The following is a 13,347-nucleotide window of genomic DNA, read 5'->3' as shown; positions in this document are numbered from 1 at the left end:
TGGCAAGATTGCGGATAACATACCCGGGACAACTTAAGATAGCGGTAAGGGAATTGGTTAAACGAACACTAAGTCAATAGGAAGAAAGTATCGAATTCGATTTTATCTTTCTTAATTTTGCACGATTTCTTGTTTGATATCAGGGTTTTCAGAAAAGATCGCCCTGGTCTTGCGGTTTAATCTTTGCAGGAGTGGATTTATTGGTCTTCGCCTTGGTTTTTCGGGGCGCTGCTTTTGCGCCTTCACCTTCTGCGATGACAGCAAGGTTTCCGTCGGCAAGCTCAATGGCAAGCAATGCACCCGGTGAGACAGAAGCCGCAGACCGGACCGGCTGCCCGGTCTCGTCGCGCACGACAGCGTAACCCCGTGCGAGAACATCTTTGTACGATAACGATTTGAGCAGTTTCTGGAGCCCGTCGAGCTTCGATTTCTCCTGGGTGACGCGCGCAAGATAGGCGCGGTCGAGCCTTTCCGAAAGGCCGGCCATGCGTTCCTTGCCCAGGGTCGTCTGCTGTGAAAGCCGGGCGGGCGTCAGGCGCGCGGCCTGGGCCTCGAAGGACTGTCTCTTCTGGGAAACGGCCACCGAGAGCGCACGCTGCTGCCGGCCGCTGGCCTGTTCAAGGTCCTGCCGGGCCTTGGTGCTGAGCCGGGTCAATAGCAGCGGCGACAAACGGCTTGCAAGGCCTTGGAAGCCGGACCGGTGATTCCGTGTGCTGACAATGAGCGCGCGTTCCAGACCGTTGGCCAGGGAATCGAATTTCTGCCGCGGAAGTGCGAGCAGATCCTGCGGTGCCGGCAAGGCCGCGCTTGCAGCCCTCAATTCCGTCCGCCTACCTGTCACGAAACGGACAAGCCCGGAATTGAGACGCCTTGACCGGTCGTCCACCATGGCCATCAGCTCGGCCTTGACCGGGACCGCGATTTCGGCCGCTCCCGTCGGCGTCGGCGCACGCACATCGGCGGCCAGATCGATCAGCGTCCAGTCGGTTTCGTGGCCAACGGCGGAAATCAGCGGGATTGCACTGTCTGCAGCCGCCCTGACAACGGCTTCCTCGTTGAAGCCCCAAAGATCCTCGATGCTGCCGCCTCCGCGCGCGACGATCGCAACGTCGGGGCGGGGAATGGGACCGCCGTCTTCAAGCGCGTTGAAACCGCGAATGCCGTTGGCGACTTCCGCGCCGGACGTTTCCCCCTGAACCCGCACCGGCCAGACGAGCACATGCAGCGGAAACCGGTCCGATATCCGGTGCAGGATGTCCCGTATGACAGCGCCGGTCGGCGACGTGACGACACCGATCACGCGTGGCATCGGCGGCAACAGCTGCTTGCGTTCCTCTGCGAACAGGCCCTCTGCCGCAAGTTTCTTCTTCCGCTCTTCCAGAAGAGCCATCAGGGCACCGGCGCCCGCAGGCTCGAGCGCGTCGATGACCATCTGGTATTTCGACTGGCCAGGGAAGGTGGTGATCTTTCCGGTGGCGATCACCTCAAGACCCTGTTCGGGCTGGATCTTCAATTTCGAGGCAACGCCGCGCCAGATGACCCCGGAAAGCACGGCCCGGTCGTCCTTCAGGTCCAGGTAGATGTGTCCGGAGCCAGGTCTTGAGATCCGTCCGAGTTCACCGCGCACGCGCACATAGCCGAACGTGTCTTCCATCGTTCGCTTGATCGAAAACGAGATTTCGGAAACGGAAAACTCGGCAACGTTGGACGGGGTTTCGCTCACGCGGGTGATTCCTTTGTTTCAGTCTGAAAGTGGCTGCTCGCGCGTTGCCGGTCAAGCTGCGCGCACCCCGACGGGCGATGCATCTGGGGATGGTGCAATACGGATGCAGTGCAGAGCGGTCCGTTCATTCGAAATGTGTGCAGTTCGATCCGGGCCTGATCTTCCGCCTTGAAACATTCACATTCGAGGGCCTACTAAAAACGATGGGAAAATACGAATACAAGATGCAACGGCTTTTCTTGCGGCATGTCCTAGCTGAAGGAGCCCGGATCGAAGCGGACCGGGGTCAGGCGAACTACCTGCTCAATGTGTTGCGGATGAAGGATGGCGACTACATCCTCGTCTTCAACGGCAACCACGGGGAGTGGCTTGCGAAGATCTCGAGCAGCGGCCGCCGCGAGTGTGCGTTTCAGGTCATGGAGCGCACGCGCGAGCAGACAGCACACAATGACCTGATCTACCTCTTTGCCCCGCTCAAGCATGCGCGGCTGGACTACATGGTTCAGAAGGCGGTCGAGATGGGTGTCGGCAGCCTTCAGCCGGTCATGACGCAGCACACGCAGTCGAGCCGCATCAACCTGGAGCGCATGGAAGCCAATGTCATCGAAGCCGCCGAGCAGTGCGGCGTTCTTTCAATCCCTGAAGTTGTCGGTCCCCAGACACTGAAAGAGGTGCTGGCCGAGTGGCCGCACATGCATCCGGACCGGCGTCTTCTGTTCTGCGACGAGGCGGAAGGCAGCCACAATCCCCTGTTGACGCTGGCGCAGATGAAAGAAGCGGGACCGCAGCCGCTTGCTGTTATAGTGGGGCCCGAAGGGGGGTTCTCCGAAGACGAGCGGGCGCAGCTCAGGGCCCTCGACTTCGTGACCGCAATCCCGCTCGGTCCGCGTATCCTGCGGGCGGATACGGCAGCCGTGGCCGCCCTGACGATCATTCAGGCGACGGTGGGTGACTGGAGATAAAAAATGGGGGCGGAGATCCGCCCGCCGGAAAAAAGAGCTGAAAACGGCGCTGGCGGGCTGACGGAACATCCGGGTGGGAACATTGCAGGGACGGCGGAGCCATCCGGGGCGGTAAGACCGTTTCGCCTTCCGGTCGGCATCGCCCTCGGCCTCGTCTTCTCCATCTCTCTTGTGGTCCTGTGCGGGACCATCATCGCCTTTCTGGCATCCTCCGACCGCAGCATTGCCATACGCCTGCTGAACGAACAGGGACGCGCCGTGCTCAAGGGGCACGAGGAAGTCCTGCACAATTTCTTCAGCCGGCAGGAACACCTGTTCCAGTCGATTGCAAGCCATGCCGCGCAATCGGGCACTGCGATGACATCGTCTGACCTGGAACCCTATCTGGAACTTCTGCCCGAAGGCGTGAAGCTTGATCTTGGGCGCGCGGTGCTGGATCAGGCCCCGACCGATCAACTGCCGGAGCCAAGCTGGTCGGAATTCAAGTATCGGCAAGGTTTTTCGACGGCTGTCAGGGAACTGGAGATAGACCTTGGCAACGGTCAGATCCTGCTCGGGTATTTCCCGCAAACAGTGTTTGCCCGCCTTGCGCGCGACATGTCCTGGGATGACCGGCAGCGGAACTTTCTCCTGGCCGGTCCGGACAAGGCAATTGCCGTGGACGGTGTGCCGGAAGAGCGCTTCGCAGCAACGCCCGCCGCCGTGCTTCCCGATCTGACGAGCCTGAGCGGAACACCGCTTCACCTGCTCTGGCAGGACCAGCCGGGCAGTCGTACCCTCGGAGAAGGTATCAAGGGCAGATTGTTTCCCGCCGACCAGGGCATGTATACCGCGATCTATAGCGAGGTGACGAGCGGCCCGGCAAGCGGATGGATTGTCGGTACGCTTTATCGCGCCAGTGAATTCGGCGCGGTTCTCGATCAGAGCTGGCTCGTGCTCTATGTCGCTCTCGGTGCGCTGATTGTCGGCGCGATCCTGTCCTTCCTTGTCGGGCGCATGCTCGGGCGCCCTCTCACGCGCCTGGCCGCAGCGGCTGCCGAGCTTCGCCAGCTCAACTTCGACCAGGCACAACGCCTGCCGCGCTCCCGCCTTGCTGAACTTGACGACGTCAACCAGGCCTTCAACGGATCCATCGGCGCGCTCAACGCGTTTGCGAAATATGTGCCCCGGCAGCTTGTGTCGCGTCTGATCGAGGAAGGCATGACCAGCTTGCGCAACGTCGAGCTGCGCGAGATGACCATCGTCTTCGCTGATCTTGCCGGCTTCACCGGGAAGGCATCCCATCTCACGCCCGAAGAAACAGCCACTTACCTGAACACCTATTTCGAGACGGTATCCCGCGCGATTTCAGAGAGCGATGGCACCATCGACAAGTTTCTCGGCGACGGCGTCATGGCGTTCTGGGGCGCGCCCTCCGACCAGCCGGATCATGCCGCCATGGCCATTCGCGCGGTTGAAGTCCTGGCCGCGCGGATCAACGCGGGTGATGGTGCCGACATGCAGGTCAGAATTGGCGTTCACACCGGCAAGGTGGTCGTCGGGGATATCGGGACCACGGCCCGCATGAACTACACGGTCATCGGAGATGCGGTCAACGTCGCCGCGCGGTTGCAGGAACACGGCAAGGAGGTTGATCCGCATGCCCGCGTGATTGCCCTGGCGAGCGGCGAGACGGTCTCGCAGATACCCGAAGGCTACGGCGGTGTGAGCCTTGGAAAGGTCAAGTTGCGCGGCCGGGACGAACCGCTGACCGTGTTCAGAATCGCGTGATGGCACCGGGAACGGGTTTCATTGCTTGCATTCTGCCTGCAAGCCTCCTAAATCACCCAAGCTCGAGGCCGTTTAGCGAAAAACGCGCCGGATCAATGCGGTATTCAGGTCGCCTTCGAAATCTTCCCGGAAAACCGCACAGACATTTAGGACGGTCTCATGGCCCGCGATACGGTCGATACCACGCCGATTGAAACTGTTGCTGATCTGGCAGCAACGCTCGCGGCGGGATGTAAGCCGGAAGCCAGCTTCCGAATTGGCACCGAGCACGAAAAATTCGGGTTCTGCCTGAAGCAGCTTTCACCCATTCCCTACGAGGGAGCAAATGGGGTCGAGGCGGTTCTGGAAGGCATGGAGCAGTTGCTCGGATGGGAACGCATCGAGGATGCGGGCAAGATCATCGGTCTGGCAGACAACGAGGGCGGAGGCGCGATCTCCATAGAACCGGGTGGTCAGTTCGAGCTGTCCGGTGCGCCTCTTGAGAACCTTCACCAGACCTGCCGCGAGGCCAACCAGCATCTTGCCCATGTCCGGCAGATCGCGGAGCCCATGGGGGTTGGGTTTCTCGGCATTGGCATGACGCCGACCTGGACACGTGAAGACGTGCCGCGCATGCCGAAGTCGCGCTACGACATCATGACCAATTACATGCCGAAGGTGGGTTCGCTCGGCCTCGACATGATGTACCGGACCTCCACCATCCAGGTGAATCTCGATTTCTCGTCCGAAGCCGACATGGTGCGCAAGATGCGCATTGGCCTCGCCTTGCAACCGATCGCAACAGCGATGTTTGCCAATTCCCCGTTCACGGATGGCAGGCCGAATGGCTTCAAGTCCTTCCGCGCACAGATCTGGACCGACACCGACCGGGACCGGACCGGCGACATGCCTTTTGCGTTTGAAGACGGGTTCGGTTTCGAGCGCTACGTTGAATGGGCACTCGATATTCCGATGTATTTCGTCAAGCGCGGCACGACCTACTACGACGTCACCGACACGACCTTCCGCCAGTTCATGAACGGTGCTCTTCAGGGACGTGTTCCGGATGCGACGCCGAGCCTCGGCGACTGGAACAACCATCTGTCGACGCTGTTCCCGGATGTCCGGCTGAAGAAGTATATTGAAATGCGCGGTGCGGATGGCGGTCCCTGGCGCCGGATCTGTGCGCTTCCGGCGCTCTGGGTCGGACTGCTCTATGACGATGGTGTGCTTGATCAGGCCTGGGAACTGGTCCGCGACTGGACGCAGGAAGAACGTGCCGCCTTGCGCGCCGGTGTGCCGAAGACGGCGCTTCAGACACCGTTCCGCAATGGAACGGTCCTCGATGTTGCCAAGGACGTTCTGGCGCTGTCGCAGGAAGGACTGAAGCGGCGCAACCGCCTGAGCGACGGCGATCTCGACGAGCGGGTCCACCTGGCCCCGCTGGAAGAAGGGCTCGCTGCGGGCATGTGCCCCGCCGACATCCTGTTGCAGCGCTATGAGGGCTCCTGGAACGGCGACATCACCCAGGTCTTCCGCGAATACGCCTATTGAGCGGACGACACCGGCGGTTTGAACCTGTTCGTTCAAAGACCCCGCGAAAGCATCAATTGACCTGACGCTCCCGAAAGGCCACTCTTCAACCGGACGGCCATAAATCTCAAGGCCTTGTCCGGATCCGAGGGGAGCAATGCCATGATTGGCAGCGATATGGGGATGCCTCCATTTGACGTCTTTTCCTTGTCAGAGGATGTCAGGGAGCGTTTCGGCTGGTCGAATGACGATCTGAGCAGGGTGATGGAGCAACTCTTGCCGGCTGCTCTGAACGGCTTCCGGTATTTCGGCAGCAACGTGCCCGGGTTCGCCGAGTTTCCCGGCGTGCCCACGTCATTTGGAACCGGCGATGAGTCGCCTTTTTCCAGTTTCCTGCAAAATGCGTCCGGAACAGCGCTCACCCCGTTTTTCGGTCCGGAGGCCGTCCAGAACGCCCTTGCCGCGCAGATTTCGGGCCTGACCGGTCTTCAAAGCGATGCGATCCAGGAGATGATGCCGGTTGCCGCCACACTGGCGATGGGGCAGGTCGCACGCCCGTTCCTGCAAGGGGAGGCGAGGAATCTGCTGGACGCCTATCTGCGCGGATTTGCACGCGGACGCCCGAAACCCCAGCCGACGCCGGTTGACTACATGCAGGGCTATGCCGATGCGATGACCGCTTTTTGGGGATCTTTCCTGCAGCCTGCGAGCGTTGTCAGTGAACCGTCCGGACCTGTCGAGGAAGCGGAGCCGGAAGACAATTGGCCCGAGGAAGAAGATGCGGCTGAAGATCAGGCGTCGGAATTCGACGAAATGGTTTCGAGCTGGATGGCTGCCGGGCGCGATTTCCAGTCGAACCAGTTCAGGGCCTTTGATACTTTCTTTGAGAAGGCCGCACGCGACCTCGACGAGGACAAATAAAAAAAGACCCGCCGGGGGGCGGGTCAGTTTTCGTCAGCAAGGCTTGCCGACAGGGGCTGCAAATCCGGGGACGCAGAAAGAACTCAGGCGGCGATCTGTCCTGATTTTCCCTTGTGTCCGTCGATCACGATCAGGGGCTGTTTCTCCAGAACGCCATTGGCTGCGCTGAGATTGAAAGCGCCGCCGAATGTCGTTGTCGTGCTCAAAACAGATGTCGGGTCTCGATAGAACGGTTGGGCCAACGCGCGTCGAACGTCGCTCCGCGTCAGGCCAATGTCCTTGAGTTGTTCGTCGGACCAATGTGTGAGTTCGGTCACATGGCGCCGGTTGTTAAACACACGCCATGCACGGGCAGCCATCTGCCCGAGAAGAGCGACGAAGGGGATGCTTGCGAAATGCGTCATGGCAAAAGTCTCCTGTGAGCGGCCGACGGAAGTGTCGGCAGCTTGTTCCGCGCCAGTTGTGGCGATCCTTGTTTGAGGAACATGCTCAAGATGCCTATTCCGCAAACATAAATCCAACGAATGTTTGTGATGGGATAGATCAGAAAGTGTGATGTGACCAATTTGCGCAGGAGTTTGGCCGTGTTGTGGGGCCTGGGAGAATAATCATTTCACCTTCGAATGGGTCTCATGCTAGACATGACGATCTCTTATCATTGGGGCGCACATGCTCGATCTTGATCAGCTGAGAACATTCGTTGCGATTGCGGAAAGCGGCAGCTTCACCAGAGCTGCGGAAAACGTGCACAAAACCCAGTCTGCGGTCTCGATGCAGATGCGGCGGCTGGAGGAACGGATCGGCAAGCCCCTGTTCGTCAGAGTGGGGCGGCAGTCCCGGCTGACGGAGCATGGAGAGCGCCTCTTGCACTATGCGCGGCGACTGGTTCAGCTGAATGACGAAACGCTGGCAGCGTTTGATGACACCGAGCTTGCGGGTCTGGTGCGCCTTGGCACGCCAGACGACTATGCAGACCGTTTTCTGCCTGAAATTCTGGCACGTTTTTCACGCTCCAATCCCAAGGCGGAAGTCAGCGTTGTCTGTGCGCCGACACCCAATCTGGCCGACATGATCGCCGAGGGAGAACTGGATGTGGCGATCATCACCCATGTCCAGAAGAAGGGACGCAAGCACGTCGATCTCGTCCGGCGTGAACCGCTCCTCTGGGTCGCTTCCGCGCGTCACGCGATTGAAAACGAATCGCCGCTGCCGCTTGCACTCGGCCGAGCGACATGCGACTGGCGAAAAGCCGCGATCAACGCGCTTGGCGACCAGATGCGGGAACATCGCCTTTTGTATTCGAGCTGGAACTCGACGGCGGTCGGCGCTGCCGTGCTTGCGGGGCTCGCCATTTCGGTGTTGCCGGAAAGTGCTTTGCGTTCCGGAATGCGCGTGCTGACGGAAGCCGATGGATTTCCGAAACTGCCGGACTGCGAAATCGGCATCATGCGGTCATGGCACAACAGCTCGCGTGTGACCGACGCCCTTGTAGAGCATATTGTTTCTTCGCTCGACAATCTCTCGGTGCCCCAGGCGGCCGAATAGTAAGCGTTTTAAAAAAATTAATTAATTCAGCGGCTTGAGGTATATTTACCTATTCGGAAAGCTTGAAATTTCGTTTGTAATGTAAGAAACTTTGATGTATCTTCCCCAAATCAATTCGAATCTCAAATCATCCGCTTGATATGTGGTTGAACCGCGGAGTATTCCGATGAATCACGCGTTGGACATTGATCAGCTCCGCACGTTTTTAGCGATTGCCGAGCTTGGCAGCTTCACCAAGGCAGGCGAAGCGGTGCACAAGACCCAATCCGCCGTGTCGATGCAGATGAGACGGCTGGAAGAGCGTGTCGGGCAAGCGATATTCATCAAGGATGGTCGTCAGTCGCGTCTGACGGAAGACGGCCAGAGACTGGTTGAATTCGCACGCCGCATGATTCTCCTGAATGACGAGACCCTGTCCGCGTTCAATGGCCAGAAGGAAGTGGGCCATGTGAAGCTTGGCGTGCCGGATGACTATGCGGACCGCCTCCTGCCCCAGGTGCTGGCGGCGTTCAACCGGCTGAACCCGTCCATCGAGGTGCAGGTCGAGTGCTCCGGCAGCAGCAAACTGACAGAGGCGATCCGTGAAGGCACGCTGGACGTCGCGATTACCACGTCGAGCGATACCATGGATCTCAGGGGGGAGATCATTCGCCGGGAACCGCTTTACTGGGTAACCTCCACGCAGCACTGCGCGCACACGCAGGACATTATCCGGCTTGCGCTCGGGCCTGCCTCCTGCGGCTGGCGGCGCATGTCGATGGATGCACTGGACCGGGCAGGCAGGCGCTATCGCGTTTCCTATACCAGTTCGAGCGCGGCCGCGCTCGTCGGGGCCGTTCAGGCCGGGCTGGCCGTGACGGTCTTCCCGGAAAGCGCGATCCGCGACGGCATGCGTATCCTGGATGAGCGGGACGGCTTCCCCACGCTTCCGTCCTGCGACATAGCGCTGTTGCGTTCAGACGCAGCGCGCGAAGCGATGCATGACACGCTCTGCAATCACCTGATCGCTGCAATCGGAAATGTCGGCACATCCACCGGCCAGCTCGCCGCAGAATAAAGGGCTTAGCGCGCTCTCAGCATCATGATGTTGCCACCGAGGACACAGACAAGTCCGAACGCAGCAATGGGCGTCCACTGATAGCCTTCAAAGATCGTCGAAAGCGTGAGCGCGACAACGGGAAACATCACCGTTGCATAACCGGCGCGCGCCGAACCGATCCGGCCGAGCAGCGTCAGGTAGGACGCAAACGCGATCACGGACGCGACGATCGCAAGGTAAACCAACCCGCCGAAATAGGAATACGACCACTCAACCGCAAAGCTTTGTCCGCGCAGAGCCGAGAACACGCCGAGCAGGACAGCGCCGTAAACCATTCCCCAGGCAGCGGCAGGAACAACCCCGATGCCGCGTTGCTGGGTGTCCGCGGACAACATGTTGCCGAAGCAAAAGGACAGGGTTCCGGCGATGCACATGCCCAGCCCGACCGCGGCGTGCGTGTTGAATTCGGCGCCGGCAAACTTCGGCAGAAACATGAGTGCAATTCCCGCAAATCCCAGGATGCCGGCCCCGAGAGCAAGCAGGTTGGGGCGTTGACCGAACAGCAGCAGACCCAGAAACAGGTTGAATATCGATGCCGTGGAGAAGATCACCGCGAGCAAACCGGACGGGATCTGCATGGCGCCGTAATAGAACAGCGTGAAGTTCGTCGAGAACAGAAGAGCGCCGAGACCGGCAAACCGGATGTGCTCGCGAATGCCGAACGAAAGCGCATGGCCGCGGAATTTCGCCCACGCCATCATCAGTGCGGCAGCAAGGACGAAGCGCCAGAATACAGACACTTCGGGAGCGACGGTTGCGACCTGGCTTTTCATGGCAATCCAGCTGACACCCCACGCAACCACGGTGACCGCGTAAAGGCCATAGTCGGTGGCGGTAAAGCCGCTGGAATCGCGGCGGAGCGCTGGGGAGGCGATACTCATGAAAACACCATGTCGTGAAAATTCGTAGGCGGAATCTGGCGTTGTACGCAGGCCAGCGCAAATGATTGTTTTTGATGTTTTCATCACGGGCTCAGATGATTACCGTCTCGGTGAATGGATCCAGGATGCCCGAAACGGAGCTGTTTTCGTAAAAATGCCGCTGCTCGTGATTGAAAACTACCCGAAGGCCGACCTTGCGGCGTTCGGCAGGAAAGCCGACGCCATGGGCGTCTCCTGTCATATCGTCAGGGCCTATGCGGGCGAGGCTGTGCCGGACAGTGTTGAGGACTACAGCGGGCTGGTCGTTCTCGGCGGCGGGCAAAATGCTCTGGCAGACGCGGACTATCCGTTTTTGCCGGACGTTTGCGAGCTGATCCTGCGGTTTCACGATGCGGATCGTCCGGTACTTGGCATCTGTCTCGGTTGCCAGCTGATTGCCCGTGCGTTTGGCGGCGTCAACATTCTCGCGCGGCCGATCGAATTTGGCTGGCACCGGGTAACGCCCACCTCAGCGGGAAGAACCGATCCCGTGCTCAAGATGCTGGGTGAGGGTGGCCCGCTTTTTCACTGGCACACCGACACCGTGTCGCTGCCTGAGGGCGCTGTCCATCTTGCATACAGCAAGATGACCCCCATCCAGGCATTCCGGATGGGGCGCGCCACTTATGCAATCCAGTTTCACTTCGAGGCTGCGCTTGAGGATGTTACCGGCTGGTCGCATCACCTTGCACACGAGATCCTGCCCCACACGCCCGACTGGCCCGAGCGCATGGGAGAGGAGGCGAGACTGAACGCGGGCGAGGCTGACAGGATCGGTGCGGCGCTCACCGAGGCCTGGCTGGGGCTCCTTTAAGCGCGCAGGCTAAAGAACCAGATTGTGCCTGCCGACCTTTGCGATGTCGGTTTCGCCGCAAAGACCCATTGTCACGTCGAGTTCCTTGTGGATCATCTCCAGAACCTTGGTGACGCCGGGTTTACCCATTGCTCCGAGACCGTAGATGAAGGCGCGGCCGATATAGGTGCCGTGCGCACCCATCGCGACTGCCCGGAAAACGTCCTGTCCCGAACGTATGCCGCCGTCGAACTGGACTTCGATCTTGTCGCCGACCGCATCGACGATATCGCCGAGCACATCGTAGGAGGCAAGCGCGCCATCAAGCTGGCGGCCGCCATGGTTGGACACGACGATCGCGTCGGCACCGATTTCAGCTGCAGTCCTGGCATCCTCCACATCATTGATGCCTTTCAGGATCAGTTTGCGGTCCCAGTGTTTCTTGACCCACTCCACGGAGGACCAGTCGAGGGTCGGATCGAACTGGCTTGCGGTCCATTCCGCAAGGGAGGACATGTCGTCGACGCCGGAGACATGGCCGGTGATGTTGCCGAACTCGCGCCGCTTCGTCTGAAGCATGTTCAGGCACCAGCGCGGCTTGAAGGCCAGGTCGAGAAGGACATGTGGTTTAGGTTTCGGCGGGGTGCTCAGGCCGTTCTTGATATCCTGGTGGCGCTGACCGAGAACCTGAAGGTCAAGCGTGAGAACGAGAGCGGAGCAGTCGGCATCCTTGGCGCGCTGCATCAGGCTCTCCGAAAATCCCCTGTCGCGCATGACATAAAGCTGGAACCAGAACGGGTTTTTCGTGTGTTCGGCCACATCCTCGATCGAGCACACGCTCATCGTCGAGAGCGTGAACGGAACGCCGAACTCTTCGGCTGCCTGGGCGGCCAGGATCTCGCCATCGGCATGCTGCATCCCGGTCAGACCGACGGGTGCAAGCGCGACCGGCATGGCGACATCCTGCCCGGTCATGGTGCTCTTGACCGACCTGTTGTCGATGTTGCGTGCAACGCGCTGGCGCAGTTTCTGGCGCTGCAGCGCGGCCTCGTTCGCATGGTAGGTGCTTTGTGTCCAGGAGCCGGTGTCCGCGTAGTCGTAGAACATCTTCGGGACGCGGCGTTTCGCCAGAGCCTGCATATCGGCCACGTCGGTTACGATTGTCATGGTTCATCCTCCCGGATTTTCAGGATCTTGCAGATGTCTTGATGGGTTTGACGCGCCGCAGTTCAGCCAGCCGTTCCCGCTGATCGAGTTGCTCGGCTTCACTGAGCATGCCGCGCACATAGTCGATATGCTCTTCCGAGGCGCGGCGTGCACCGGCCGGATCCGCCTCGCAAATGGCGCTGGCGATCGCGCTGTGCTGCTGCAGCAATTCGCTGCGCGCCGTCGGATGATGATAGAGCCGCCCGCGATTGTAGAAGACGCCGTTTTCAAGAAGCCGGTAACACGAGCGGAGCGTATGCAGCATGACGACATTGTGGGCAGCTTCACCGACCGCGTGATGCAGATCGACATCAAGCAGCGCTTCTTCGGTTACGTCTTCCGCCTCGTGCGCGCTGTGCATCTGCCGAACGATGCCCTCAAGACGCTCGATATCGGAAGGGGCGGCGCGCATCGCCGCCTGGGCGGCGGCCTGGCCCTCAATGCCTCTGCGAAATTCGAAATAGTCATTGATCGCAGATGGATGCCGCGCGATCAGCTCAATAATGGCTTCGGAGAATATCGGCCCGATGAGATCGCAGACGAATGTTCCACCGCCGCGGCGCGCCTCGATCAGGCTGCGGTCTTCGAGGGTCTTCAGCGCATCCCGCAACACGGGCCGCGACACCTTCATCTGCTCGGCAAGGTCCCGTTCTGAAGGCAGCCGGTCGCCCGAACGCAGCACACCTTTCAGGATCAGGTTTTCAATCTGTTCAACTGCGGCATCGGCCGTCTTCTGGTGATCGACAGGCTGAAACATGTTCTCAGGTCCCCGGAGTTTCGGCGCACCATAGGCATTGTTTCGCAATTGGTCAATTTTTTTATCCAATCGTGCTCAAGCATGGCCCTGAGTGACGCGACTACCCTAGGTGATGTACTCATAAATGAGGCGGAAATGG

General features: G+C 59.8%; 12 protein-coding genes. 7 read left to right on the top strand and 5 right to left on the bottom strand.

What is annotated here, in order from left to right; all coding sequences use genetic code 11:
* Positions 1-148 precede the first annotated feature (148 nt).
* On the bottom strand, positions 149-1,723 hold the full coding sequence (gene xseA, locus RBB49_RS02615) for an exodeoxyribonuclease VII large subunit (RefSeq protein WP_306141100.1): 1,575 nt from the start codon (positions 1,721-1,723) through the stop codon (positions 149-151).
* Positions 1,724-1,926: 203 nt separating this feature from the next.
* Here xseA and RBB49_RS02610 point away from each other — a divergent pair, with 203 nt between their 5' ends.
* The 4 genes from RBB49_RS02610 to RBB49_RS02595 all read left to right on the top strand — a co-directional run bounded on the left by RBB49_RS02610 (position 1,927) and on the right by RBB49_RS02595 (position 6,888).
* On the top strand, positions 1,927-2,685 hold the full coding sequence (locus tag RBB49_RS02610) for a 16S rRNA (uracil(1498)-N(3))-methyltransferase (RefSeq protein WP_306141354.1): 759 nt from the start codon (positions 1,927-1,929) through the stop codon (positions 2,683-2,685).
* A 3-nt stretch (positions 2,686-2,688) separates the two neighbouring features.
* The gene (locus RBB49_RS02605) at positions 2,689-4,455 is read left to right on the top strand and encodes an adenylate/guanylate cyclase domain-containing protein (protein ID WP_306141099.1); all 1,767 of its coding nucleotides are present in this window, start codon (positions 2,689-2,691) and stop codon (positions 4,453-4,455) included.
* Positions 4,456-4,614: 159 nt separating this feature from the next.
* On the top strand, positions 4,615-5,988 hold the full coding sequence (locus tag RBB49_RS02600; protein WP_306141098.1) for a glutamate--cysteine ligase: 1,374 nt from the start codon (positions 4,615-4,617) through the stop codon (positions 5,986-5,988).
* Positions 5,989-6,129: 141 nt separating this feature from the next.
* On the top strand, positions 6,130-6,888 hold the full coding sequence (locus RBB49_RS02595; protein ID WP_306141097.1) for a hypothetical protein: 759 nt from the start codon (positions 6,130-6,132) through the stop codon (positions 6,886-6,888).
* Positions 6,889-6,971: 83 nt separating this feature from the next.
* Here RBB49_RS02595 and RBB49_RS02590 read toward each other — a convergent pair whose 3' ends face one another.
* On the bottom strand, positions 6,972-7,292 hold the full coding sequence (locus RBB49_RS02590; RefSeq protein ID WP_306141096.1) for a DUF1127 domain-containing protein: 321 nt from the start codon (positions 7,290-7,292) through the stop codon (positions 6,972-6,974).
* Positions 7,293-7,557: 265 nt separating this feature from the next.
* Between RBB49_RS02590 and RBB49_RS02585 the strand changes: the two genes are divergently transcribed.
* Positions 7,558-8,433 carry a LysR substrate-binding domain-containing protein gene (locus RBB49_RS02585; RefSeq protein WP_306141095.1) on the top strand — a complete coding sequence of 292 codons (876 nt, stop codon included), beginning with the start codon at positions 7,558-7,560 and terminating at the stop codon, positions 8,431-8,433.
* 166 nt (positions 8,434-8,599) lie between these two features.
* Positions 8,600-9,490 (top strand): LysR substrate-binding domain-containing protein, encoded by an 891-nt coding sequence (locus tag RBB49_RS02580; RefSeq protein WP_306141094.1) that lies wholly within the window; start codon positions 8,600-8,602, stop codon positions 9,488-9,490.
* Between the two features lie 5 nt (positions 9,491-9,495).
* On the opposite strand, the gene RBB49_RS02575 is transcribed toward RBB49_RS02580, so the two are convergent.
* Entirely contained in the window at positions 9,496-10,413 is a 918-nt protein-coding gene (locus RBB49_RS02575) for a DMT family transporter (RefSeq protein ID WP_306141093.1), read from the bottom strand.
* Positions 10,414-10,474: 61 nt separating this feature from the next.
* Between RBB49_RS02575 and RBB49_RS02570 the strand changes: the two genes are divergently transcribed.
* On the top strand, positions 10,475-11,266 hold the full coding sequence (locus tag RBB49_RS02570; RefSeq protein ID WP_306141092.1) for a type 1 glutamine amidotransferase: 792 nt from the start codon (positions 10,475-10,477) through the stop codon (positions 11,264-11,266).
* Positions 11,267-11,275: 9 nt separating this feature from the next.
* On the opposite strand, the gene RBB49_RS02565 is transcribed toward RBB49_RS02570, so the two are convergent.
* A complete protein-coding gene (locus RBB49_RS02565; protein WP_306141091.1) occupies positions 11,276-12,412 on the bottom strand; it encodes an alpha-hydroxy acid oxidase in 1,137 nt (378 codons plus the stop codon).
* A gap of 19 nt (positions 12,413-12,431) precedes the next feature.
* Complete coding sequence (locus tag RBB49_RS02560) at positions 12,432-13,208, bottom strand: FadR/GntR family transcriptional regulator (RefSeq protein WP_306141090.1); 777 nt, start codon at positions 13,206-13,208, stop codon at positions 12,432-12,434.
* Between the last annotated feature and the right edge of the window lie 139 nt (positions 13,209-13,347).

Source organism: Roseibium sp. MMSF_3412 (assembly GCF_030733265.1).
In the GTDB taxonomy this organism is placed as follows: domain Bacteria; phylum Pseudomonadota; class Alphaproteobacteria; order Rhizobiales; family Stappiaceae; genus Roseibium.
The sequence above is the reverse complement of the archived record's forward strand: the minus strand, read 5'-3'. Positions and strand labels throughout refer to the sequence as shown.